General features: G+C 46.8%; 11 protein-coding genes, 2 pseudogenes and 1 riboswitch. Of the genes and pseudogenes, 2 read left to right on the top strand and 11 right to left on the bottom strand.

Annotation, left to right across the window (positions count from 1 at the left end; all coding sequences use genetic code 11):
- Nucleotides 1-2: 2 nt before the first annotated feature.
- From QLG08_RS21220 to QLG08_RS21175, 10 genes and pseudogenes are all read right to left on the bottom strand, one after another.
- On the bottom strand, nucleotides 3-5,951 hold the full coding sequence (locus QLG08_RS21220; protein ID WP_282473165.1) for a DEAD/DEAH box helicase: 5,949 nt from the start codon (nucleotides 5,949-5,951) through the stop codon (nucleotides 3-5).
- 14 nt (nucleotides 5,952-5,965) lie between these two features.
- A complete protein-coding gene (locus QLG08_RS21215; RefSeq protein ID WP_238493313.1) occupies nucleotides 5,966-8,746 on the bottom strand; it encodes a kinetochore protein in 2,781 nt (926 codons plus the stop codon).
- Nucleotides 8,747-8,781: 35 nt separating this feature from the next.
- Complete coding sequence (locus QLG08_RS21210) at nucleotides 8,782-11,547, bottom strand: hypothetical protein (RefSeq protein WP_238493312.1); 2,766 nt, start codon at nucleotides 11,545-11,547, stop codon at nucleotides 8,782-8,784.
- Between the two features lie 9 nt (nucleotides 11,548-11,556).
- Nucleotides 11,557-12,642, bottom strand: coding sequence for a DNA cytosine methyltransferase (locus tag QLG08_RS21205; protein WP_257793785.1), 1,086 nt, complete (start codon nucleotides 12,640-12,642; stop codon nucleotides 11,557-11,559).
- A 109-nt stretch (nucleotides 12,643-12,751) separates the two neighbouring features.
- A pseudogene (locus QLG08_RS21200) lies at nucleotides 12,752-13,144 on the bottom strand (hypothetical protein); the annotation flags it as partial.
- Between the two features lie 89 nt (nucleotides 13,145-13,233).
- A pseudogene (locus QLG08_RS21195) lies at nucleotides 13,234-13,431 on the bottom strand (integrase core domain-containing protein); the annotation flags it as partial.
- A 37-nt stretch (nucleotides 13,432-13,468) separates the two neighbouring features.
- The gene (locus QLG08_RS21190; RefSeq protein ID WP_238493310.1) at nucleotides 13,469-14,434 is read right to left on the bottom strand and encodes a hypothetical protein; all 966 of its coding nucleotides are present in this window, start codon (nucleotides 14,432-14,434) and stop codon (nucleotides 13,469-13,471) included.
- A 3-nt stretch (nucleotides 14,435-14,437) separates the two neighbouring features.
- On the bottom strand, nucleotides 14,438-16,015 hold the full coding sequence (locus QLG08_RS21185) for an AAA family ATPase (RefSeq protein ID WP_238493309.1): 1,578 nt from the start codon (nucleotides 16,013-16,015) through the stop codon (nucleotides 14,438-14,440).
- A gap of 1,527 nt (nucleotides 16,016-17,542) precedes the next feature.
- Nucleotides 17,543-17,932: a hypothetical protein gene (locus tag QLG08_RS21180; RefSeq protein ID WP_238493308.1), complete on the bottom strand. Its 390-nt coding sequence runs from the start codon at nucleotides 17,930-17,932 to the stop codon at nucleotides 17,543-17,545.
- A gap of 129 nt (nucleotides 17,933-18,061) precedes the next feature.
- The gene (locus tag QLG08_RS21175) at nucleotides 18,062-19,081 is read right to left on the bottom strand and encodes a magnesium transporter (RefSeq protein WP_105080179.1); all 1,020 of its coding nucleotides are present in this window, start codon (nucleotides 19,079-19,081) and stop codon (nucleotides 18,062-18,064) included.
- 73 nt (nucleotides 19,082-19,154) lie between these two features.
- A riboswitch (M-box (ykoK) riboswitch) is annotated at nucleotides 19,155-19,328 on the bottom strand.
- Between the two features lie 570 nt (nucleotides 19,329-19,898).
- Here QLG08_RS21175 and QLG08_RS21170 point away from each other — a divergent pair.
- Nucleotides 19,899-20,450 carry a GNAT family N-acetyltransferase gene (locus QLG08_RS21170; protein WP_238493307.1) on the top strand — a complete coding sequence of 184 codons (552 nt, stop codon included), beginning with the start codon at nucleotides 19,899-19,901 and terminating at the stop codon, nucleotides 20,448-20,450.
- Nucleotides 20,451-20,561: 111 nt separating this feature from the next.
- The gene (locus QLG08_RS21165; RefSeq protein WP_238493306.1) at nucleotides 20,562-21,986 is read left to right on the top strand and encodes a trehalose-6-phosphate synthase; all 1,425 of its coding nucleotides are present in this window, start codon (nucleotides 20,562-20,564) and stop codon (nucleotides 21,984-21,986) included.
- Nucleotides 21,987-22,159: 173 nt separating this feature from the next.
- Here the strand turns inward: QLG08_RS21165 and QLG08_RS21160 are convergent, their stop codons facing one another.
- The gene (locus tag QLG08_RS21160; protein ID WP_238493305.1) at nucleotides 22,160-24,124 is read right to left on the bottom strand and encodes a methyl-accepting chemotaxis protein; all 1,965 of its coding nucleotides are present in this window, start codon (nucleotides 24,122-24,124) and stop codon (nucleotides 22,160-22,162) included.
- Between the last annotated feature and the right edge of the window lie 16 nt (nucleotides 24,125-24,140).

Here is a 24,140-nt window from a genome sequence, read left to right as displayed (position 1 = left end):
TATCACTCCTGAGATGAGGACGCATGAGTCCGTAATTTTGCCATTTCAGTCCCCATGCGCCGTGACAATGCAAAAGTATTCGTAGTGTCTACGTCCATCTCATATGAAAATGCCTCAAGTTCCGGGTTTGCAGCAAATGCAGCATCGGGATCCCAAAATGGATGTAATACGGCGGCCCATCGCCCGGCCCCGATGCGTATCAAGGGTATATTCCCCATCACTTTTACGTCACTGTCGCTGTATAGCGAAGCGGCCTCTTTGGCTAATCGTAGGGCATTTACCGGCCAGTCAGCCACACCCGGAGAGGTAAAATCACCGTTCAGCCCGGCGTTATAGGTTTGATCCAGAAGAAGTTGAATAACATCCAGACCTAGACGCCAGTCCAGCAATCCGTGATACGGCTGGTTTCCGTACCTGTGCAGACAGTGATAACACCCCTGAAAGCAGCGTTCGCGATGATCGGGTTGCAGAAACTCAGCTAGTGGGTAGGCCGTTTTGTTATTTAAAATCTTCTTCATGATCTCAAGGATAATGAGAGAACCGGATGATCCCTTCTGCTGTAGCCGTTCACATAACCCTGACCCATTAACCAGACGATCGGCCATTTGCAGAACCGGTACAGACTTACCGTTTTTTAGCATTTGAACGCGGGGTTCCAGAATTTCGATTTCTTCAGGATCAATATCCAGCAGCTCTTTTGATGCATAGTTAACAATGATAAAAGACGCCGAGAGCGCAGCAGCCCTGAATGCCGGGGTTAGCGTGGGATACTGTAGTCGGAGACTCGGCGGGGTTTGGGCAACCCTTAGCGCCAGTAGATCAGTCACTTTAGGCGCGGCAAGATAAAATGTGTTTCGGTTTTCCCCCTGATCGGTAAAACGGTTTTTAACTAACGGATCGGTCTCAATGATTTGACTATCCATCCAAACCCGGTTCGCCCAAAGCGGCTGGTAAGTCCCTTGTTTTATAAAAGGGACCGATAAGCTTCCCTGTGTTGCACTGAAACCACGCCATGTTTTATCGGTATAAATTCCCCGATTCAGGCGGTGCAGACATGTCTGCGGTTGAAGCTGTATCGCCACATTAACGTCAGGCTCTGGCATTGCAGAAAAAGTGTAGGCTTCTGCAATTGATACACGACTGGCCGTAGTCAGGATCTGATCAAAATCCTCTTTGGCCGATTTTGGTTCCAGCGTAGTGATAAATCCATAAGGAACATAGCATTGATAGCGTTCCGCGTTATCCATAACGGCGCCGCAGATAGTACATTCTGTAGCCAGTGTGTTTGCAGGAGCCCAGACGTTGCACACCGGACAGGCGGTCATTGTTCTGAGTTCACCTGGTTCGCAGGCATTTGAATAAAATGATCGTGGATTTTTTCTGCTCTGCTTAAGCATTCCACTATAACCTGCCGTAAAGTAGCGTCGTTTGTCCTGAACCAGAATTTTTCCGGGGGCAAATTCCTGTATCGCAATATCCAGATCGCGATCCATGCTGGCAAATTCGATTTCTTTTTCGCCTGTGCTGACGGGCCTTGTCAGCAACAGGCGTGATCGGGACGGCATGCCATACATTGGAAATTTACCGTGTTCCGCCAGCGCTTCTGCCAGACCTTTCGCCTCCATTGCACTGTCGTTCAGTACGGCGTTAATATCCTGAATCAGTTGTTCCGGCGTCAAAGGCTGAATAATTTTCTGGAATAAATGGTGGTCTTGCTGCGTGCAAGTCCGGGCAAATTCATCGCGTGCCAGGATGGTTGCTTCGATGGCCCGCCGGATTTTTGGCAGCCATTCTGCCTGGTTTTCTTTCAGCCAGTGTACCGGGAAAAACTCACCGTGGTTATCAGGGGTGTATGCGTAGTCGTCAACCGGCCATGGGTGATCTGCTTTTTCCGTTTTCTGCCTTAACCATTTGAATGCCGACACCAGCCAGATTTTTCGTACCAGTCTCTGGCAGATCATCTCCAGCTTTGTGGTCAAAAACGGTGGCGGAGGGAGATCGCCGGTAATTTTTTCCGGATAGCGGAAGTAAAACAGATCGTGACTCTTGCTGCGACACGCGGTTAATACGAATGAAAACGCCTGTCCGCGTCGTCCGGCACGTCCCACACGCTGTTGATAATTAAAGCGTTGTGGAGGCATGTTAGCCTGAAAGACCGCGCGTAAATCACCGATATCCACTCCCACTTCCATGGTTGTAGTTACGGAAAGCACATCGACCACGCGAGCTGCCCGGTCAAGGTCTCGATCGGGCGCAAAATCTTTCATTCCCTCCGGTAAAATATCATCGTCGTCGGCAATCAGAATACCTTTAAACCGGCGTAGCCTTGCCGCCGAGTTTTCGGTCATTCCAGTCAGTTCCTCTGAGCGCATCCGGTGAATACCAGAAGAATGTGAGAGGCGTTTGCCAAGATAATGTTGCATCTGGAGCGTTTTTGCCTCGCTGCACGGCGTTTCTGGTAAAGGAGAGTAGCAGCGAGTACAGATTCCCGCGCCGGTGTGCATGTGTATACGCCCACAACGGGAGCAGCGCCAGACGCGATCGGTAGGTTCCGCCAGGCGAAAGTGCATTTTGCCAATATCAATAATACCGCCCTGATGACCCGCCAGCTCAAGTCGCCGGAGAAAATTATCAATTAAAGATAAAGGCTCGCCTCCTAAACGCTGGCATATCTCCTGCGTAAAGCGGTACAGGCGGTTTCTACGATTGACATCGCGCGCTGAACTCCATGGGGTTTCTGGCTTTGTATATTGTGAAGGGGTAACCCGGTACGCGTCAGCCAACACACGAAACATTGCGTCATAAATCGCGAGATGTTCACGTGAGTCGTTTCCGATAATTGGAAGGCAGGGATAACCCCAACCGGACTCTTCAAGCGCGAAGTAGGTTTTACTGAATACGCTTTCCCCCACCAGCCGTTTCAGATCGCGTGAAATCTCCTTTCGTGCCACAAGCAGGTTGTCTTCATAGGATGGAAGCGCCTTCCAGCACCACGCCCCTTGCGCGTTCTTTTCAAAGAGTTGTTGCCATGCAAAGGTTAGCGTGCCTTCTTCATGTTTTTCAGGATCGGGAACAGGCGCGATGCCAGTACGATCGGAAGGGTGAATACCTGCATCTACCTGCGCCCTTAACAGCAGGCCAAGCGGTTGACCTGCATCCGGTGATTCAGGTTCGAGGATTTCACGCAGAGGTATGCTGTCAGCTTCAGGCTTTGATAATAACCCTCTGATTTTCTTTCGTTCATCAGCAAGATGATCCAATTCATCCTCTTCCTCATCCGACCTTACGTTGAGGTTAATCAGTGTTTTGTTCCGGTTCTCTATCTCTGCCTGGCGTATTTTTAGTTGGTTATGGGACGGTTTATCAGCCGCAATGGACTGTAGCGAATGTACAACAATTTCTCGTCTGACGTCGTCATGATGACCCGATTCCAGATCGAGCGCCGCCCTTGCGGCATCTTGACGACTATCTGAAAACGTTACAAGTTGCTCACGGTTACCCGATCGCTGTAGTTCCGCCATTAGCGAGCTGGTCAGTAGCTGTGTCGTTTTCGAAAAACCGACGCGAAAGCTACGGATTGGGGAAAGCTTACCTTTGCCGTATTTGTAGGATGTACCACATGCCGGACACTGAAAAGGTAGTGCCGTTCCCGGTGACTGGCTGGATGACTGGCCTCTTTCCGGGGTAGAAAATTCACCGGGTTTGACATCATAGAACCAGCCCGCAATATAGTTTTCTGACAACTGTTTTAATAACGGAACAGGATGCTTAATGGTGGCGGTATAGGGATCGTAACTGGCTTTTACCCATGTACCGAAAGTATTGTCATTGTCGCTTTTAAGCTCCTCATTTCCTTTCGGCCAGAAACGTTCGACGACAGGCATAAATAACGCGTATTCTTCAGCAGATCGGCGTTCTACCATGACTGATTTTGCGTGTTCGGGCAGTTGTTCCGTATCCGGGTCGTTGGGTAAAAGTTCAATTCGATTTTCTGCACCAGAAAAGACTGAAGGTTTACCGCCCAAGAAGAGATTGCCGCAGCATTCACAATAAAGTAATTCGACACGTCGCGATTTTTTATCTTTGCCGTAACGTAAGCCGGACTCTATGGTAAGATCGCCAAAATAGCGGTGATTGATTTCTTGCGCAGATGCAGCGCTGGGGACGGAAATTGGCGCGGCATATAACCCTTCTAGTGCACGCAAAAAAGCATGCGCGCGGAAACGCGGCGCACCGATATCTTCAGGAAAGGCATGTGAAAACCATTGCGGCCAGTCTCCCTCAGTCGAGCGTAACCAGATTAATGCCCGGAGCGCTTTTTCACTATTGGGTTGAGTGCTAAATATGCGTGAACTAAGCATTTTAATTGATGTGGCCCTCGGAGAATGATCGTCCGTATAGCAGCCACTTTCAAGCAGGTTGGCTGCCTGTAAGACGACACGTTGCGCCAGTTGTTCTGTAGAGGCTTCACTGGCTGTCATTCCCATGCTGCGGGCGACATTCTGCCAATGTTGTAATGAGGTAAGTGGTGCTTGCTGTAACTTAAGCACTGCGTGACAAAACGCCTCCAGATCCCACTGGAAAAGAGACATATTGCCCGGGGGAAGGGTGTCACCTTTGATAATACATTCTCTCCAGTCGCTGGAAGAGGCGCCTGAAGGTAATCCCCGCTGACCAAACATCCCCCATAAATATTCGACGCTTTGATCACCTTCAGGCCCTTCAACGGGTAAAGAGGCGCTGGAGGCCAGAATACGCAATTTGTGTCGGTGTTTTTCCTGATCCAGCCCTAGCCGATTGATCAAATGTTTAAGCAAGTAGCTAACTTCAGTACCGGCGGTCCCTCGCTGTAGATGAAGTTCGTCAAGAATAAGATAAAAATAGGCATCAGGATCGCGCTCAATCCACTGTCTGGTTTGCTCAAAAATAGTATCGTCCACCTCGCGAACTAGCATCGTTGAGAGCATGCTGGTGTTGGTGATCAGAATATCGGGCGGTGTCTTTTGCATTTCCCAGCGGCTGAGAACCTCTCCGCCAGCGGTTCGGGGGAAATTAAACGATAATTCGTTATCCTTGTCCTGCTGCGCTTGTCGTACCGCCTCCTGATGGGTCTCTTCCGTTAATTGCATATATTCACGCAGCTCAGTGATTTTTTTAGCTACGCGCTTTTTCTCATTTTTTTCTTCACTGAGTCGGGGATGTTTAAGCCAGCCAGTTACTTTAGTTGCGCTGGTATAACGACCAAAGAAGATCCGGTTGCCGCCGAAATGCGTATCCATGACATCATGAGCTTCGCTGGAATCCAGCGCTCGTCGCATACGTACCAGTTGATCTTCTACCAAGGCATTCATCGGGTAGAGGATCAGCGCGCGTACCGCTTTCGGACGAGCAGCGGCTTCATGCTCGCGCATGAAGCTGGGCTGTTTATCCGCTACCTTATGCCACCACGGTTGCCAGCGCTTCAACGCCGGGCTTTGCGGCCAGCCGGTAGCTTCTTTTGCGATCTGTGCTAGGACCGGCAGTAAAAATGATTCGGTTTTACCGGAACCGGTCCCGGAGGTGACAATGCCCGGTTTCCCTGGCTGTACCCCTCTTTTCAGCATGTCCAGTTGATGGGTATAAAGATTAAAACGTCCCTTAGTTGAATCCGTTTTATTGCGTGGCAGAAGTCCACCTAAACAGAGGTCGATGAATGCCGCCCTTTGTTGCGCATTAAACCCTGGCAACCATGTCTGACCATGAGCATCATTTCGTAATTCACTGATAGTTAAGCCATAGTTCTGATATCGGGACATCGGCTCAAGAAATAGATCGGCGCATAATGTCCCTTGCTGTTCCAGTAACGCTCGCCGTTCAGTCTGTATGTCTGATGAACCAATACGGAAGGCCGTTTCAAGGTACGAAATATAAAAATCTCTTATTGATTCAAATGTTTCCAGTGGGTTATTCATTATTAATCCTTTGCTTATAACTGGAAAAGGGTCTCAAGTACGCTTGCAGATTCACCGGTAGTCATTTCCTGAACATATGGCCCTAACTCCGGGGCAAGAGCGTCAATCGTGGTCGCAATATCTTGTGCCGTACTACGGCCTAGGCTATAAGCCAGACGGGCAACAGCTTGTGCTTGTTCATCGGGAAGTAAAGAGAGTAGCGCTGCTTCTAGCACTTCCCTTGGCGCACAAGCTTGGTACTCTGGCTGGGGGTTGTCCACATTGATTGTCTGCCATAGTTCAAGGGTAATACGAGAAGGCGTGATGTCAGTATTTTGCTCAAATAGCCGTTCATCCGACCATATATTTTCTGCAAGAAACAGGGGTAACTGGTAAGCAAGAGGAGCCTGTAATGGAAACGTGCTTTTTCCGGTGGTGAATGTGAGTAAAAAAAGTATCGGGTGTCGGATGGACAAATGTCGTAGAGCCTGCCGCCGATCCGTCCAACTGCATGCGGCAGGATGGCGAGTTCTGAATAAGCACTCTTGGAGTTCAGGGAGCAGCGTTTCTGGAGGAGTGCGGTTAAAACCACGCAATTCAACGATGCTCGCCAGCCCTGCCTCTTGTTGATGGGTCAAAAAATCGCCTAGCGTCATGGTATTAGTATCGCCGGATAAACGGATCAATGTGGGGGAGTTCATTAAATCACTGAAGCTAAAATGATCGCTATGTACCGATACTTCTCCCCAAACATTCCCGGCTAAGAGGTTCGCTAGTGAGGCGATAGTGTCTTTCGTCTGTTTTCCCATCAATCCGACTGCGGGTGTAACACTCGCAGCGGCAATCAGGCTGGATAATAAAGATTCACTTAGTCCCGTCGCCAGAGCCTGTTTTTCGATAGCCGATGATAGTTGATGTTTGCGAGTCAGGGCATTCGTCTCTGCTAATGGAAAATTAGAATTTACTGATTCGGCTACAGATTCTGGTGCTATTTGTCGTTGGGCAGGTTGTTCCTGCACTGTTTCATTTTTAATTATCGCCCGCAGTAACGCTGTCTTGGCCAGCGTTTCAATTCCCGCTTGAGATGCAGCTTCGAAGGTCTTTTTAATCCGTTGTTCCAGTTCATTTTCTTGCTGACGTAGCGCTTTATTAATACGATCGGTCTCTTTTTTCAGTTTTTTCTTCTGGTCGTCGATTTCATTTTCAAGCTGTATTTTCTTTTCAGATAATACTTTTATTGATTGTTTAATCTGGTACTGTTCTTCTTCGTAACGAGTCAGTATTTCTTGTTTCTCAATATTAATTTGCGCTTCAACCTCAGGTAAAGCCAATAACTGTTGAGTCGTATCGTTAAGAAAGGATTTTGTATCTGCTATCTGTTCCAGGTGAGATACAGCACGAAGATAGGATGCCTCATTATCAGACTCATGTTCAGCAATAAAATGGGTTAAATTTTGTAGCTGTCCTTTACTGAATTGAGGGAAATCTTTTGCTGAATCAGTGCGTTTAAGCAGGCGTTTGATCCACGTGCTGGCTTCAGCACAATCATATTTTTTACTCACCTGAGGGAGTTCAGTGATCACCCTGAGGGCATGAGAACCAAGTAGTGTCTGAGAAACCTGACGATAACTCTCTAGCGGCATGTCAAAGTCATATTTTTTAGGATCAGACAAGTCACCCGGTAATCTTAGGGATACGCCATCACTTAGGTGAAAAATGACCGCCGTATCGTTTTGCGGCTGGTAGCGGGTCAGTAACCACTCTCTGACAGCATCAGGCTCATCAGAGGCATGAGGCAGCGCAACGACAGGATAAACGCGCGACAGGTAGTCAGTAATAACATACTGCGCGGGTTTATCAGACGGCTGATATCGGGCTTTCCATATTGCTATTTCACCCCGAGTAATTTTTTTGCTGAAATAGCTTTCAAAACCAATGGCTTCACCTCCATGGGGGAAAAGATCTTTTACCAGTTCCTCCGGGAGGTCTCGTAGGTTGCCATTAATTAACAGACTAATCGGCATAACAAAAAAAGCGCCGGTCGCGGTTAACGCTAACACTTTTCCAATGAACATAACTTCGTCCATCGAACTGTCGATTTCTTTGGAAACAACGGGAGGAGCCTGTATTACACTAGTACCATCTATTGTTTTAAGGTCGTAACTGGCTTCAAACTGATCGATAAGCTCACCCAATTTTCGCGCCATCGGTAAAGAATGTTCTGATAGCTTTTTACGCCATCGATTATCGGCTGTTCGCGTTCCCCTGAGTGCATCAACCAATCCCCCAACAAACAGTGGTATAGTGCGCTCTGGCTTAGGAGTTTCTCTACCCTGACTAATTAAGGCACAATGTTCAATGTCTTCATCCATGAAATTAATTGTGGAAGAGTCAGAAACACCATTTTGGGGTAAATCTATTTCTTCACCATTCAGGAATTTCGTTATGATTTCAGGGCAGTCAGAAGAAATATATAATCCCAGAATAGTGCGCCATAACGGTTTACAGTGTTCAATATCTTCCGCATTACTTTCTGCTTCTAACAGATCTCTAAGAACATTTTGTGGGTCATTTTGTTCAGGAAACGTTAAATTTTCACGAAGCCAATCAGACACAACAAGTTTGGCCTTAGGTGGTAACGTACGGAGAAAATGTAACCTTTTCTCTGGTCCTTTCGGTAAATTATCTGCTTTAGCGCCATTTCTGGTGAGTCTTTGCTTGCACTCTTGTAAGCATCTGATCAATTCATGAGATTCTGTACCGAAGCTGTACATTTGGCCCAGCCGGTCGCTGATAATACTTTTCTTTTTAGCCATGTTAAACGTTCTCCTTACCACCTGATTCTGTAAAATTACTGTAAGGTTCTACGCAGCTTGCGTGTTGTCAGCGCTCTGTCCCGTCGTTCCAACGCGCGTTGGCACGAAGAGGAAACCATTACATTGTCCCAGAGTGGAAATTTCCCCCCTGCAAATAAGTAACCACCATTATCTGTTATCGACAAGCATCCATGGGCAACATGGATCCACCACTCTAAAACGGAGGGCGGTAACGCAAAGATTTTCTTTGACCAGCACCAGTCAGTATCGCCTTTTTGCACGCCAACCGTTTCTCCTGAACATATCATCTGAGTCATTAAAGCCCAGGAGAAGCTATCAGTTTGCCAGTATCCGGTGTTCTGCCGAATAAAATAACGATAACGCTGCTTTTCCTGACACCGTATCAATAGATTATTAGCCGTTTGAGTAAGCCGCTGTTCTTCTGACCATCGGTATTTTTCAGCTTGCCATAGCGACACATTGAGTTCCGGGGGTAAAGCCGGGATAAACTGCATTTGAGACAGTGGTAGCAATACTCCGCTCAAAGCATTTACGGGGAAATCGTCGTGACTAACCAAACGTAACCCAAACTGTTCAATGAAAGCATGAACACGCTCTCTGGCTGATAGATGCAATTCAATACAACCCATTGAACAACCTTTATCCTCAACCAACCGACGCCCTATTCGCTCACCGTTATTAAGTGCTTCTTGGAGAAGATTACGTTCACTTCTTGTAAACATCCCCAGAATCCGGGCAACAATTCCCTGCTCAGTGACATCAACGGAAATGGTTCTTTCAGCCAATGAGACTAACGAATATGGCGCATGGCGTCGTTGTACTACACAAAGCCAGCCAGCAGCAAAGAGCATGCGACGCAATTGCCACTCGGGTATCCTCGTTACCAGTGATACGGGGTCAATATGTTGTTTTAATTCACCAAAAGGCAATGTGCTACGACGTTGAAAACGCAATGCCAGCGCCTCAGCGAGCCAGTCAAATGCTGCGGGTATATTATGTAACTCGGTATATTGGCATGTTACAGGACGGCAATTTTCATACTGCCATAACATCTGAGCACCACTCAATGGTGTTATTTCTTGGCGTTTCAGTGGGGGGATCACTGCCATATCCCCTAACGCCATTAATACTCCCGATGGTCCATCAATAAGCCAATCATGTGGCTCTGTAATTTTACAATAAGTGGCGTAAGGCGCGTGATCTAACACGTGTACATCAAAATTTACTGGGATATCTGAATGCGCTAACGTAAGTTCATAGCGACAAAATGCCTGACCAGATATTTCCATCAACTCCTCTGGTGGAATGAATAATCCTTCAGCTCCCTGAGATAGCGAGCCATGAGTTAATTCTTCTCCGTCTTTATTGCTGATGACATAGCATCCTCTTAGTACTTCAGGCATATGAATTATCGGTGTACTGGCAGGGTTAAGCAGTATAGCCTGTCCAAATCGCGCTGCGCCTGACATACGAGGTCGAGCAGGCTGCCATCCCTGTATTAGAAAACGACGGGCTTCTTCTGGTAACAAACGGGCAATGTTATCCAGCGTTTGCCTGCCAACTTTATCGGAAGAAACTATCGACCATTTGGTAGATTTAATATCCCGACGTTGTACTTTTTCGCCAACCGTCTTCAAGACAGTGAAAATACTGTCTGCATATGTATGATGAAGTATTAAATAGATTGGAGAATTTTCATAATATTCTCCTTCTGAACTAATATGACAAAAATCATCACGAAAAAGCGGTAAACACCCAGACCGCAGCGCGACTCCTACTCGTGATCTATAGAAATAACCCTTCCGTTTTTTTAATAATAAATCCAAGGAACTTAATGTGGTGCCTGTATCTCGTTCGTAATATATATTATTATAGTTCTCTATTTCATTAGGCAAGGAGTAATAATGCTGGATTTCTGAGGCTGTAGCAGCAGCGTCATCCATAAGAAGATAAATCTCCGGATTACCGGAATCATTAAACTCCATTTGAATACAATACTTACCATTCTCTTTGAGTTGTTCTCTCTCTGTATGTACAGTGATATCACGAACAGCGCCCCAAAAAGGAGAGTCATAAGCCTGCTGCATGGCAGCCTTTGAAAGTAATGTTCTGAACTCAATAAACTCTTGGTTAAAAATTTCGCTAAAATAAGATATATATTGATGTACTACCTTATTAACTGATTCAAAAGTTGAATGGTTATCTAATTTATTATCGATGAGAATGTTCCGTAAAAAGACCTCATCTTTGTAGCAGGGAAAAGCAATTCTCTTGGAATATCCAATCAATCTTTCATGCTTTGATGGCCTTGGCAAGATTAAACGGGTACAGTTTTGTCTTACACTACTCCATCTTTCTAACCTTTCCCATAAGTTGGGTAATTCAGTAAAAACAAATTTTTTATTTTTATCAAAGCCAAGCATCACAGAAAATCGAACCCGAAAATCACCTTCGTCATGTGTTTCATCATCAGCACTGGCAGCAAGTAATGTTAAATATAAAACCGCAAAATAAGTAGGATATCCTTTTATTTGCGCTAAAATGTCTAATCGCGACTCATCCCTGAGAGCATCCTGGATTTTAGACGCTTTTTTTCCAAACGAAATCAGGAAACTTCGCTTAGCATCCTCTTTGCTACGTGGACCTGCAAGTTGCTCAAAAATGCGTCCCGTAGTATCAATGCGGCTTAAAGTCGAGCCAGTATGCGTAGACTCAAGAAAAACGATCTTTACTAGTTCAGCATTCCATTCTTCTAAAGTAACCGGGAAAGAATCATCCATAATCACCACCTAATTACCGTTCGCTGTCATCTTTTTCAAACCAGCACCAGAAAATAAATGTCGAAAAAGTACCTCAGCCAGTAGTGGAGGAACAGCATTACCAATTTGGGTAAATTTTGACTCGACGTCTCCTACAGGCTCAAAACCCTGTGGAAAAGTTTGTATTCGTGCACATTCCCGCCATGATAACCGCCTTGCCTGTTCCAGTTTGGGACGAGAAGTATCAACAATTAGATGCTCATATTCATCAGAAAAATCCCAGCGCTGCTTCCAGCCATCCTCCAGGTTTGACCATGTTAACTTCATCACCGGACTGGCAGGATGTAATGTCACATGACGCCAGTTAGCTACGACGGTGTAAGCAGGGCTGTCCCATAGAGCTTTACGATTTCGGGACATGAAATACCATGAGAAATGCCCTTCAGGATCATGTGGTCGTTCGTAAAACTCACCTTCGGGCCATAGTGGTAAATCCCTAATAGCCTCACCATGTGAAACATAGGGTTTTAAATGAGGATTCTTTTTTGTCGCTTTGCCATGTGTTTCAGTAGGAAATTCAAAGTATTGCCCCAAATCGTTTCTAACGCCAATAATAAATAAACGCTTACGTGACTGAGGTACGCCATAGGCCCTTGCGTTTACCATATGATAGCTGACCTGGTACCCAGCAGCTTTGTATTCTGTGAGCTGCTGTTCCAGAAAACTACCTGCCCCCAAATGTTTCAAACCAGAAACATTTTCAGCAACAAAATACTTAGGCCGAGCAGTCTCTAATACCCGTAGAAAATGTTTATAAAGGTTTGTTCTGTCGTCATTACTTGGTTTTCTGTTACCTGCCATTGAAAATGACTGGCAGGGATAGCCACCAACAACAATATCAACATCTGGAAAAAACTGAATTTGAGAGATATCGCCATGCCTAATATCGGTATCAGGGAAATAGCTCCCTAATGTTTTGCAGGCATTCTCAACAACATCGTTGGCAAAGATGATATCTCCACCGGCTGAGGTAATTCCAAAATCCATGCCTCCGCAGCCGGAGAATAGCGAAAGCACTCGGATATTATCGTTGTCTCTCTCGAAAACACTACTCATATGCCCATACCAAATATCTTCTTGTAACAAACCGCGCTTGGTTGTTAATTTTCAATAAAGTCATAGAGAAAAATTATACCCCTGTTTAAAGAATCTTACATCAACATGCTTAGCTTTTGAGGGTTAGCTGGTGTTTTTTTGTCATAGTATTACTAAACGATCTTTTTTCAGATAGCACTTCCACTAAATTCACCAGCGTTTCCATCAACATCATAGAGTTCATCGGTAACGGCTCAAACCCCACCCGCAGGTAAAAATTCCATGTTTCATCCGACACGGCTTGAACCAGCATCCCGCGAATGCCAATAGTCTCTGCCACCTGAATTACCCACAGTCTAACGTCTCGGACGTGCGCACGTCCGCGTCCCTTCCCATCTAATGATTTGTCCATCGCAAAACGTTCCAGCGCCACAACCGGGATCGGGTCAGGTATATTACGGCGGAAATGCACGGGCGCAGTGTTTGTCGCCACAGCGTTGGAAGCCAGCGAGTAGTAAGCCATCGTAAGACCCCATTTTTAACGGCAGTAATAAGTAGATTCAGGTCATACGTGAGTACGCTGCATTGGTGTGAATCCATTTAACGCCATATAGTGGCATAGTCATGAAATTCATCTAGTGATTTAAACAGGTGTTGCCTCAGCCAGTCATAACTTACCGTTCGATTCTATAGCTCAATGTACGCATTCTGCTGGGGTTTGCCCGGCTGAATTAAACTAAGTGTTATTTTCTGCTGAACTGCCCATGACGTCAGTATTTCTCCTGCATGTTCTGGTCCGTTATCACACCGGGTAACACAGATTTTAATAACCTCTGCTATCTTATTTTCATCTATTCGGATATTTTTGGCAATGCTCAATTAAAATATCGGCGAGCTTATCAGTGAAAATACCCAACGCGCGCTGATCACGTTCAGACGGTTCGAAACCACATATAAACTCCTTCATACTAATAATGTCAGGTGTAAATTGGGATGGGAGATCATTATAGCGTATGCAGATTTCAATCTTATCTATCACTTCTTTATCATACCAAGAATAGCGCTCATTTAATTTGAAAAAATTATCGAATGCCTTTGCATAAGGATCACGCCCGGAAAAACCTTTTATACATTCTGCTCTTGTCATTTTTTTCGATAATGGCATGCCGTAAATCCAGTCAATAGAAAAATCAACAAAATCCTGACCAAAAGGATTCGGAACATGGGTAGCAAGAGGGTTTTTAGCTAATTTTATTTTACTATTACACTGATCGCAACTTGGTACCAAATTATACAAAGAGACGGCTAGCCAAGGGTAAACTGATTGAGGATAGAAATGATCAAGTGGCGGACGCATAGTCAGTTTACTATCAATGTGATAATTGACATGGTGTAAATGGCAGTATGGGCAGATACGCTGTGCGTGTTTATTTATTAATTGATACGCGCCATGTTTTGTGCTGTCTCTATTTTTGATAAATGTACTATAGTCGAAAATCGATTGAATAATGGCAAGCATCTTTTCAATGTGCGGATCTCTCGTATTTTTTTTATTTTTCCTAGTATGGTAACGAAGGATTTCTGGGAAATGTGTATCGAATATCGCGATCAACTTCAGCAAATCTTCCGGAGAACCTAGGATAATTGTTCGTAAACATCGTCTAAAAAAACGCATCATAATATTAGCTTTAACCCAACCGGTCTGATTTTTTGCATCGAAACCTGCTGTTTTGATTATTGAGTCGAAGATCCCTTTCCTGATTTTGAAATATGCATCTTCAAAATTTTTATCTAGTTTTTTCATTTTCAGCATGAATTAGCTCTCCTTGCCAAACACTTTTCGTTTGAGCGTTGCCTTTAGGGTGTCATCGGCAAGTGAGTCGATTAAAGTACGCGCCTCCATTATCTCTTCAGGCTTAATCTCTTCAGGCTTAATCTCTTCAGCAATACGTATATAACGCATAATTTTATTGAAAAGACTGGCACTATACTCGCCTGAGAATTCTCCGGCATTATAGACGTCATATAAAATGGACTTTGGTCCCAAACCAAATCCATTGATATTGTGGCCTTTATTCATATCAAACAGACAAAATGGTGGACTGTCAGCGGCGACTATCAAGGAATGTGTGGAGACAAAAAGATGGATACGGTGAGCTATGTTATTTTTATTCTGGCAAAACGCCAACAGTTGAGCAATATATTTTTTTTGCCAAGCCGGATGTAAAAACATTTCACCTTCATCAATCATTATCATAATGGGAGAATTGTCATGTTCTGTATGATTTTTTAGTTCTGCGCCAATAGACAAAAAAAGCTGAAGCAAGGCAATCTCACCGGAGCTGATTTTTGTGAACTCATAACGCAACACGTCTTCTTCTACCATTTCCCGAAGCACATCTTTTTCAAAGTCATTGAGTGCATTAACGAAGGGCAATAAATTCACCTCGGGAATTATTACTTTATTCCTTGTCTTTAATGAAACTACACCTTTGAGGATTGGGCCAACATTTTCCAAACTCAGCTTTGTGCCACTATCCAGCGCCATGATTTTAATAAATGAATAAAAATGAAGTGTATCAATTTCTGGTTTGCTCATCAATAATGCTGAAAGCTCTTCAATGAATTTATTTCTTAGCGGGTTTTCAGGTAAAAGATTTGTGAGCTTTGCAATATATAACCTGGCATTGATTACGCTTTCCGCGTCAGCGTCTTCCTTCAATCTCTGAAAAAGATACCTTAACTTAGTTTTAAAATCCCTTCTTCTTACATCCATGGCTTTACTACTCATGGTAACCAGTAGTGAAAGTATATTTTCTATGGACGTATAAACATCAGGAATCGAATTCTGAATCGATAATTCAATATTTTTATATGCTGCAATATTATGCTTTAACCACCCCATTGTTTCCATTACGAAGACAATATCATATTGCATATTATGGTTGAAACGGGGCGATGTATCGATAACATTTTTCTTATTTAGATAAGACCGTCTCCTGACCATATCAAAAGGTGATGAAGAATAAAAGATTGTATCAATTTTAGTTGGAGGACGCGTTAATTCAACATTACTGCTCCACGACTTCAATACTTTGCCTTTGTAGAGCTGAGGTTGGTTTCCCTCTCTACTTAGCAAGATCCCCATCTTGCATCCGTTATATCCGGAACAGGATTCGGCAAGTTCTAACAGTAGTTGGGTTTTCCCCGAGCCGTTTATACCAAACAATGCCGTAAACGAAGCGACTTGCGGCACGCTGTAAACATTCTGTCTATTTTTGACAATGGTAATCTGTTTTTTTTCTTCATCAATCTGAGCCACATAGCGATGCGTCAGGTTTATCCAGCAAACATTGCTGCCAATAGTGACAAACAGACCTTCAATAACTTCCATAACACATCCTTGCTGAAGTGATTCTTTCGAGAGAGTGCATGGAGAAGAGATCGGCAGATTGTGTCAATTCATTAGTGCGAAATGACCATAAGATCAAACGCGTTTCGTTCTCGCCACGCCCAGCCTTACATAAGTTAAAATAAATATAAATAGTTAATATATCAATAATATGAATGATTGTAGCCCTCTTTTCTTGCAAGACAACTTAAGTAATGTATAACTTTATATGACCATGTGAATGCTATGAAAAATCTAAGCAAAATCGCAGCGCTAATGCAGCTATCCCTCTCCCAGCAACCTTTGTCGCCGCCATGAACAACTATAAAGAAGAGGACATCATTGGTCATTACTTGTCCGTGTACTTTGTTTAATTAAGCTATAGTAGCTATCTGTTTCCACAACATATTACATATAGCTTGCTTCGGCCTTCTTGATCAAGCATGGATTATCATCTAGGCCCTATTCCTTGCTGAGCCTACATTCTCACGGACCGGATGCCCATGGGCTCAACATCGTATGCTCATAAACCACATGTTCTGGGTGCTGTGTTCAGGCACATCATGGCACAATTTTGCTTAGCAATATGGCCTATTAAGGACCATCCTACTCGGTGACATACTCTGCAGCTATTGACTTATTTTAAAGAGGTTACTTTTATCCTTCGATTCATATGGCTTCGTAGACTAGTCGGCTACTGCAATGGACGTTCGCAATGTATAGGCATTCAAATGTGCCGTAGGTACGCCAAGCATCCCGATATAACCGGAGATAATAGCTAGAGTCGCTCTTACGATGGTTTTTTCACCAAAAAGCATCTGGCGGCAAAGAGAATGGTCTGATGTTAAACATAATACTGAGTCCCGCTAAGGCTTACGAAAGCCAATTTGAACAGCGACGGCGATATTAAACGTTCAAAGACCGCCGCCAGTATAAGTGTACCTTTTCACATTCTGAGTGATACCAAAATCCTCAAAGTGCATGTAGTAACCAGCACCATTGGTGCACTGTATGGCGCTGTCGGCCGCTAGTAACACCTGGTCCATATAAAGCAGCCTCGGTGCCAGCAACCACTGTGATTACATAAATGAGTATCCAATCTCTAATGAAAATAAAAAATTTTTAATAACATGGAGATAATTATAAAATCATGACTTAACGTCTAGATAAAATGTGTTGTCTCATGAGGTTTCATTGAATCCTACGATACTCACAAAAACCAATTAAATCCACACACTTGCGTTGATTTTTCATAGTATCTCAAATTGATTTTACAAACGCATGATAAAGAAAAAGCGTAAGTAACTTCCTCCACACGATCTACATCCTCACAAAAGAAACACCGAAACGATAGCGCCCATAGCAAGTTATAAGTAAGCATTTATAGAAATCCTGAAAGGATTTTTTAAGGTGCATAGTTCAATACGGTTGCTCCAATAAGAGAGGTCAGAAGTGGTATTCGGCATGCTGCTATCCTACTACGCTTAACGAATACGACTGTTTCTTCGCATTCGCAACAACCATCTGGCATTACTCAGCCTGGTAAAGACGTCCCTCGCCCGACCTCGCCTTCCGCCACACTTCATCATCCGTCAGTTCAGTCTGGATGAGTTCAATCGGCACGCCAGCATCGTTAATTATCGCAACAAAAAAGCCGTCTATCGGCTCATATGGCCCAAGTATAACCTCCTCATCGCGAATGGCCTCCTGAAGATCGGCCACCTTAAATGCCACATGTGGCACAGTGCGGATCAGATGATGCAAAGGTGAATCGGCTTCAAACCGGTGCCACTGCACCAGGAACTGGCCTGGGTTGTCGGCGGTGTACATGCCGGCACGTTGACTGTAACTGCCGTCTTGCAGGCCATCACTGACTGGAATCCCTAAGTGGTGAAAATCATACTGCAGGTGTTTTTTCAACGTTGTACTCCTGAGGGTTAATGTCTGTCAGACGGATAGGGTAACAAGCCAGTAATGATCAGCTGCATTTTCGCGCCATCAGACTCACCTAATGGCGCGTCAGCCCCGTTTATTGAGGCAGAGCCCGAATCAAATTCCCATCACATACTGCGCGATTTTGAAATAAATGATGAGTCCTGTACCGTCGATGAAGGTGGCGATAAAGGGCGCTGAAACCACCGCCGGATCTACCCCCGCCTTTTTCAGTAACATCGGTATGATTGACGACACAATCGCGCTCCACACAGTAATGGCCACCAGCGAAAGACTGACAACCAGCGTGACCTCTGCGCCAACGCCCATCATCCATGCCCGTATCCATGCCGCAAGGCCGATAGTGGCCGCGATCAGCAGGGACGTGGTGATTTCTTTGCGCAGCACTGCGCCAAGCCTTGCCAGACTAACCTCCCCTAACGCCATGGCCCGCACCAGGGTGGAGGTGATCTGTGTGCCGCTATTGCCGCCGGTGCCAATCAACAGAGGAATAAAAAAGGCGAGCGCAATTGCCGCCTCCAGCTGATCTTCAAAGGCTTTCAGGACATTGCCTGTATAGGCCTCAGCCACAAAAAGCATCAGCAACCAGACGGCTCTTTTTCGCCAGAGCGTCCACGGACTGGTTTCAAGATAAGGTTTGTCCAGCGGCAGACTGGCACCCTGACGCTGTGCATCTGCGGTGTTCTCATCCGCAATCAGGCGTGCAATCTCCCGTTCACCCAGCACACCAACCAGCGTATGGTTGGCGACGACGGGCAGGATATCGATATTCTCCTCCATCAGAATATGGGCAATATCACCGCGACTGTCATCCGGCGTCACTTTCGTGAAAGCATGACGCATCATCACACCAACCTGTTTATCTTCATCATGACATTGCAATAATGTTTTAACCGCAAGCGTGCCGCGTAAATGGTAATCGCGCGCGGTAATAAAGACTAACGAGGGGATCTCATTTGTTTTTAACTGCGACAGAAAATAAAGCTTCGCTTCTTTTACCGTCAGTGTGTAGGGGAGCGTAATAAAATTCGGGTTCATATACTGCGCAACGGAGGCGTCATTTACGCCGTCAGCATTGAGGCGCGAACCGGTAGAAAGATGCTGTATTTTTTGCATTGAAGTGTCCCTATATCGGCTAAAACGTCATCAGCGAATCGTACAGGGGCGTAACCAAAGAGGGAGTGAACGTAGGCTATCTCCGCGTCCAGGTTTTAGCACTATACAACGTATCTGATTCATTAATCAGAAGTTACCTTGGGCTGAACCTTAATCCGATAAAGCCTGTCTTAACCTTGGGCATCTCTCGATGTCGTCAGATCAGTAACCTGTGTTTGTATAGGAGCCTCGCCAAACGAGATACTGTGTACTTAAAACGCGGCTAATATAGAGGGAGAATGCTGATATAAAAAGAAACAATCCATCCTTATTGAGAATACGTTTAAGGAATTACAAAAATATAAATAAAATTACTTTCCATTAATATTCTTGGTGGACAACCATAGAAATCACCCCTTTCTGAATCGTTCAGCGTAATCAGTGACGCTTCCTGTGCCACTTCATTTCCTAACCCAATGAACATTCGTCAATAATCGTTCGTAAAATGTGGGAGCCTGTACCTGTGTTTACCCAGATACTGTATTAGCCGTTTATCGGTGACGTCATTTAACGCATATAAGTCTCCATTCTGCAGGGATGAATCTTTGCTAAAAAGGCTCAGGAGACATTTCAGGTACACAGTCAGCTTTCAGACACAGTCGCTATGTTTAAGACCGCCCCCCTTAACACCTGATAATGGGTACAGCCAGCCCATATCACCGCTTTTCCTTTGCACCCTTTTTACACCTCGCCATTTCTTTTTTACGCCACTTTTACACGCCGGGCGTTTTAATCAACGGCACCGGGTACTCATGGCCCATGCATAAGGAAGTCGTTGATGAAATGCGTTAATGCGCCCTTTTCTCTGCCTGTCAGTGGCAATGCCGCCTTAGTCGAGCTGGCTGAGCAGCAACGTCTTCGGCTGATGTCACCCCGTAAATGGTTCAGAGACGCGATTGAGGTCAACACCGATCCGGCCAGGCTTAACCCCCGGCTGATTGCTCAATGGCTGGGGGCGACGATCCCCGATGCGCGCCTTCTGACGCTGGCGTTGAACAGCAGTCTCTGTTTTGGCGTCTACCGTAATGCACGACAAATCGGCTTTGCACGCGTCATAACCGATATGGCCGAAACCTGGGTAATCCAGGATCTGTTTATTTCGCCAGAATATCGCTTTATCGGTCTGGGATCCTGGCTATTGCGCTGCTGTCTGTCGCATCCAGGTGCCTGCGGCTGCCATCGTATTATCGCCCTGAGTGAATCCGCACCGGAGTTTCTTCAACACAACGGCTTCATCTGTCATCCCGCACTGCCGGGTATTTACGTGACGCCGCCTCAGTATCACGGCGTTGACTACCCAGCAGGCTCCGATATCACACGTAGACATTAAGCGACTATAACGATGAGCAGCCTGCTTCAGTTTCTCATTCGGCCTCAATTATCCAGCTGTTGGTCGTTAAGCAATGCGACTGACGAACCTCTGTCTCACAAGGAAAACACCATGTCAGGTCTTATCCTGGTATCACATAATCATTCTCAACGTTCCACGCTTACTGCGATTTATGAAGGCATTCTCGCCCATCAAGGTGGGCTCTGGGTGAGCTGGGATGGCCAGACCGCAGTTCTGCCATCGGATACGGCAAGACCTCTGTCATCTCAGCAGAAAGATCACTATGAAACCCTGACCTTTCCCCTGACACCCGGCGAGGCGAATGAGGGTTATCACAATTACGTTCATAAAGGACTCTGGCCTGTTTTCCACCAGCGCCCGGATCTGGCCCGTTTTTCCGCTGACGGCTATCGGGAATATAAAAATATTAATGAGGCTTATGCGCGTGCAATTTGTGAGTACGCCCTGCCCGAGGACAGAATCTGGATACAGGATTATCATCTGCTGGGTTGCGCCCGCTATCTTCGCGAAGCCGGTTTGACCAATCCTGTGGGCTTTTTTCTGCATCAGCCTTTCCCATCGGGCAAGATGTTTGAGGCCATTCCCGACTGGCGCTGGCTCACCGAATCCCTGCTGTGCTGTGACGTGATCGGTTTTCAAACGGTACAGGACATGAACAACTTTATTGTCTGGCTGGAAAGTGAATTCCGTACAGAGCATTTGGCTGGCGACAGCTTTCGGGTACAAGGCCGTATTGTCCGGCTCGGCGTCTTTCCTGTGGGGATTGACCTTGACGATGCCCGCTGCCTGCGAGACAGCAATAGCTGTGCCTTCATGGAAATGCAGTGCCGCGAAAACTTGCCAGAAAATACCGTACTGAGTGGTGGCCATCTTGATGACAGTGCCGGGCTGCCTTACCGAATCAGCGCCGTGGAAGTGCTGCTGCGCAAACATGCTGTTTACCAAAAAAATATTACCCTGTTGCAGCTGGCTCCGCCCTCTGCCGGGTATGCACATCGCGCGCCGGAAATCAGTCACACCTTAGAAACCCTGTGCGGCGAGTTTAACGGCGTGCACGGCATGATGAACTGGTATCCGGTGAACTGTCTGACGCATGCTTACAGTCGGGAAGAGCAGGCGGGAATCTATCGCGCTTCCCGTGTTGCGCTGGTGACCCCACTGATGGCGGGCATGAGCCTGATGGCGAAGATGTATGTTGCACTTCAGGATCCCGATAACCCTGGCGTGCTGATCCTGTCGCAGTTTGCAGGCGCAGCAGAGCAGATGGACGGCGCGATAATCGTCAATCCTTACGATCCCGATGCGATGGCCGATGCCATTCATAGCGCACTGCTGATGCCGGTCAGGGAACGGCGTCATCTTCACGCGCGTCTGATGAAGGGATTGCATTTGCACAGTAGTCATCGCTGGTCTCAGGCATTTTTGTCCATGCTGAGCGATCAGCCCGTGATGCCCGGGCCGGTCGTCGCAACCGCCCCCTCTTTGCGTCTGAACAGTAGTCGGGCCCGATACTGACGTTACCGTCCTCAGTAAGCGGCAGGTCTGCATCGCCTCTGCTTTGCGGACCGGGCTTTTAGCTGCAACACAACGATGAAATAGCCTGAAAACGGCTCAGCCCTGAGCCATTTTCATCAAGCTATTGAATCGCAGCCGCTGGTGCAGCGTTGTGATAACGGCTGAGGCGTGCGTTAACGAGAAGCCGAAAGGGTTTGCAGCACTTTCAGCTCGGCCACCGCTTCCTGCATGGCATCCATTCCCGCCGTTAAGGTGCGCAGGCTATCCAACTGTTTTGCCATACCTGCCCGCTCATGGCGGGTGCGGTCGCTCATCGCCGCTATGGCATCGGCTGCGTGGATACTGCGCTCTGCCATGTCCGTGGCAGTTTGCACGGTGTTTGTCGCCACATTGCGAATGCGGGAAATCGTGCTGACCGCATCGTTGATATTGCTTGCCGTGGCTTCCGCCTGCTCTTTGGAGGATTGCGCCAGACGACGCACTTCTCCGGCGACAACCGCAAACCCCCTGCCCGCCTCACCCGCACGGGCGGCTTCAACAGCCGCATTAAGCGCCAGAATATTGGTCTGGAACGCGATATTGCTGATGCCATGCGTAATGACGTTGATGCCATTGGAGATCGACTCCAGATCGTCCAACCCGTCGCCTAAGCGGCCCTGTGCCTGCTGGCTCTCTTTGGCGATATCGCTGATAGCGCGGATGCTGCTCTCGGCCATCGTCAACGCCTCACTCTGGCTCTGGGTTGCCGCCTCAAGCACCGGCAGTGCCTGGACGATGGGCGCTAACTCCTGCTGATAATTCACCACGCGCGCCAGCACACCGGACTGCACCCTGTTCAGCGCCTCCCAGCGACGCAGGGCGCGCTGAGCGTAGTGAGCCGCATAGCTGGCATATTCCACCGGGAATTGCGCCATCGCATTGACGCTGTGATTAAAGAACACCAGCGCAGAGAGCGTCTGGTTGATCGGCACGCCGAGAATCTCACCAAAACTGGAGAAGCCGGCGGCCGGGATCCCTTTAAAGAAATGCGCATCGTGCAGCTTATCGGCATTCCCTACGCGACGCAGTATGCAATCGTTCATCAGAATCGCTGCCGGTTTGCCGTGGCGTTGGGTAAAGGCCTGCCAGTCACGCTGCGTGGCCTGTTTAAAATCGGTTTCACGCATTAAGTAAAGCCGATCGCCAAATTCCAGGTCGCAGAAAAACTGCACGCTCTGGCTGTCCATTTTCGCCACGGAACGAATAAAGAAGGCTTCGCCTACCTTGACGGCAAATGTCAGACCTTTAAGCCGATCGCTGAGCTGCTGTGCGTTGCAGCCAAGATGTTCGGCCAGCGCCTGGGTGAATGGCTGCTGCTGTCCCTGCGCGTTGAACACCGACGTCAACGTACGCTTTACCGGATCGGCCTCTGCAATCAGCCAGCTTTTATTCAGCGGTTCGAAATTCTGGCTTTTGAAGGGTGCGAAGGATTTACCCGCTGCCATTTTGCAGAACACGATAACGGCCTTGCCCTGCAGCACACGACCGCCGACACCCATCCATGTGCCGTCAAAGGTTGCACGTCCTCCTGCGGAGCCACCAATCGCCAGGCACGGAAAGCGCCCGGTGTTATACCAGGCCTGCATCAGAAAGCCTTCTGATGCGGACAGTCCGTCGCAGTAAATCATAGCGAAGGTGCGATCGGCAGAAAGCGGCATGCGCAGCTTCAGTGCGGCCAGTTCATGCTGAATGGCGCTGATGCGATCGGTCGCCGTGTGCGTGTCGTGAAGATGCAGATCGACAATGTGCGTTTCATGCTCCGCTATCAGGTTGCGAGGCAGCCAGAGCCAGCTGCCCTCTTGTCCGTCTCCCTTGCAGTAAGTTGTCTGCTTGCCGCTGGCGCTGAGCGCCCCGTTCGAGGAGAGCGTAATGACGGTCAGATCCGCCGATGTTAAACGTTGCCATGCCTGACTGACCTTCTGAAAATCTGCCTCTGGCGGTACAAACGTCAGCAAAATACCCGCAGCACGTTTGCTAAGGCCTGCAGCAGAGAGCGATGCAGGTAAGCTTTCACAGTGAAAGATCCCGTCGGCGGGCTGAGCTGCCCCTGCAAAACGGGAACCGGTTAAGCTTCTGGTCATTGTCTTAATGACAGACATATTGTTATTTCCATTG

The organism is Pantoea sp. V106_11, assembly GCF_029967885.1.
GTDB classification, from domain to species: domain Bacteria; phylum Pseudomonadota; class Gammaproteobacteria; order Enterobacterales; family Enterobacteriaceae; genus Pantoea; species Pantoea ananatis.
The sequence above is the reverse complement of the archived record's forward strand: the minus strand, read 5'-3'. Positions and strand labels throughout refer to the sequence as shown.